Annotated in this window: 3 protein-coding genes; all 3 read right to left on the bottom strand. The window is 57.1% G+C overall.

Annotated elements, in window-relative coordinates:
* Positions 1 to 113: 113 nt before the first annotated feature.
* Complete coding sequence (locus NUW23_15940) at positions 114 to 509, bottom strand: ATP-binding protein (protein ID MCR4427644.1); 396 nt, start codon at positions 507 to 509, stop codon at positions 114 to 116.
* Positions 510 to 512: 3 nt separating this feature from the next.
* Complete coding sequence (gene istA / locus NUW23_15945; protein ID MCR4427645.1) at positions 513 to 2,054, bottom strand: IS21 family transposase; 1,542 nt, start codon at positions 2,052 to 2,054, stop codon at positions 513 to 515.
* 158 nt (positions 2,055 to 2,212) lie between these two features.
* A partial coding sequence (locus NUW23_15950) for a hypothetical protein (protein ID MCR4427646.1) occupies positions 2,213 to 2,557 on the bottom strand: 345 nt, incomplete at its 5' end.

A 2,557-nucleotide genomic window follows, 5' to 3' on the forward strand; every position in this document is an offset into this window, starting at 1 on the left:
CATGGAGCAAGACGTGCGGTAGAGAGTAGTTTAGCTTTTCATAACTCCTCACATGGGATATTGAGCTGCAGCTCAAATCCATTATGAGGAGTTATGAAAAGCTAAACTACTCTCTACCGCACGTCTTGCTCCATGACCATGAGACTACTTCGCATAATCTGCGGCTTTGCATAATTGCCGACGCCCACCGGCCCGCAGATCACCACGGACTCGGCGCGCTCCACAAAGCCACATGTGGCGAGATCACGGATCATCTCCGCGGGGATCTTGGGATTGTATCTGAAATCGAATTCGGCCAAGCTTCTCACCTCATCGAACCGCGCCTTCTTCACTCTCATGGCGAGAGCCTTCTGGTTCCTGCGCTGTATCTCGTCTTCGAGGAGCCATTCCAGGAAAACCAGGTAACCATGGTTGTCATGTTGCGCCTGCTCAAGCCTCGTTTCGAGCGAATCGAGCATCCCGCCGAGTTTGAGCGCCTTCAACTTGGTGGCAAGATGATGTGTGTGCACGATTCATACCCCCTTCTGAGGTAAGTCGAACGCGAACGCGTTCGAACCGTGGAGGTACGCCCCGATCCGCGCACTGCGGTCCGTGGGTTCCTCCGTAAAGGACATGTCCATCCGGTTATCGAGGATTCGCTTGATGGTGCGGTAGTGGGGGTCGTCACAGGAAAGCGCCATCTTGCAGGCGGTGTTGAGCCTCCCAGCGCCATGTTTCTGTTCGAGCCGCAGTATCCCCTGGGCCTGCCTCAGGTGAATGAGCGCCCCCTGGTTCAGGAGTGCGAGCACCACATCGTGAACCGGGGTCCCGATTTGCCGGGCTTTCTGCAGGCATACCTGGGGTGTGTGCAGGTAAAATGCTGTCTTCTCCTCGGGCAGGTCCCTCATGTCCGTACTGGTTCCCTGGTCAAACCGCCGGATATGCGTCTTCACCAGGTCCTCACCATGGTAAAATTCAACCGTCTTCTCGCCGACGCGTACTGAGAGTGTCCGACCCAAGAACCTGAACGGCACTGAGTACCTGGCCTTTCTCACCTGGCAGTGAGAGTCAGGGGCCACTTTTGCCGTGGTCAACTCGAACACCTCGAAGCGCTCGGCGGGCAACGGGAGCATATGCTGCTTCTCGTTCTGCTCATAGTACTCGAACGGTCTCCAGCGTGTTGTCCCGTGAATGCGGGCGCCGGCGTCCTCAACACACCAGCGCCGGCTGTGTTGCCGCATGTGCGCGACGTTGCCAAACCGCATCCCAGTCCACATGCTTTCCCGAACGTAACTAACCTGTCTCTCGACCCGCGGCTTGTCTTTTGGATGACCGGCTCGACAAGGGTCTACCAACGTGCCGTAGTGCCTGGCCAGGCGCGCGTACTCAAGATTGATCTCGGGATCGTATATGTCAGGCTTGACCACGCCGTCCTTCAGGTTGTCGAGCACCAGCCTCCTCGGCGCCCGGCCAAAAAACTCGAACGCCTCTATGTGGCAATGAAGCCAGGTAGGACTGTCCAGCCGAAACACCGGCTCCACGAACATATGCCTGCTGTAGCTCAATACCATGATGAAGGCCCATACCCTCAACTGCTTGTTCGTCGCGGGATCCTGCCAGGGGCCCAGATAGCCGAAATCTATCTGGGACTCTTCTCCCGGCGGCACATCCGGCCTCCATACCGTGACCTGGTTTCCCGTTATGACCTCGGGCATGACATCCCGCAGCCAGCGTCGAAACGAACTGAGGCTCAGCCCGGGCAGCGTGGGTACCACCTGCCTCTTCCAGACTGTGATCACTCTGTTCTTGCCCAGCGCGTCGCGTATCTCATCCTTGTGCGGCTCCAAAAGAAAATACGTCGGCGAACGCTGAGCGTGGTCCAATTCGGGAAACCGCTGCTTGAGCAACGCGACCCATTCCTCGCGCTCGAGATAGCTTTCCCGGGTGACGCCTGCGCTGAGCACACCGTTGACGTACTTTCGGACCGTCTTGCGATCCACCCCAAGGCTCTCAGCGATCGACTTGACGCTCCGACCCGCTTGCCAGTGTTCCAGAATCTCGATGATTTGGTTCAAGTTCCATGACCTCCGTGCCACCCCGACACCTCCAAGACCAACAAGATGTACGGGAGGCGGTGTTCTACACAAGAACACAGTGCCACCTTTTGGGTGGGGAATTATGTGACACGGGGGTGGGGAATTATGTGACGCGGGCGCCGATCACGCGTGGGGAATTACGTGACGTGTGACACGAGCGGTCCCAGTCTTCTAACCGCGAAGGAGTACAGGACCTTGAGCGCCTGAAGTGCAAGCCAATAGCCCCACAATAGGCGTTGTCTGCTGGCACGCGCCCCATACGTGGCACGCCTCAGCAAACCACTGATAATGTATGCGCTGAAGATGACCCCGTACGATGAGACGTAGCGATAAAGCCCCAAGCCGTTCACAATATCGCTTATCGAGTACAGTTGGGCCGCATACAATCCGACTATCGAAAAGTCCGTTGCGAATCGAAAATAGGCGTACCAACCGCCTTCGTACGGCCACTCGGTTAGCGAGGCTCGAAACTGTACCCAACT

It is taken from the genome of Bacillota bacterium (genome assembly GCA_024655925.1).
GTDB lineage: Bacteria > Bacillota > DTU025 > DTU025 > JANLFS01 > JANLFS01.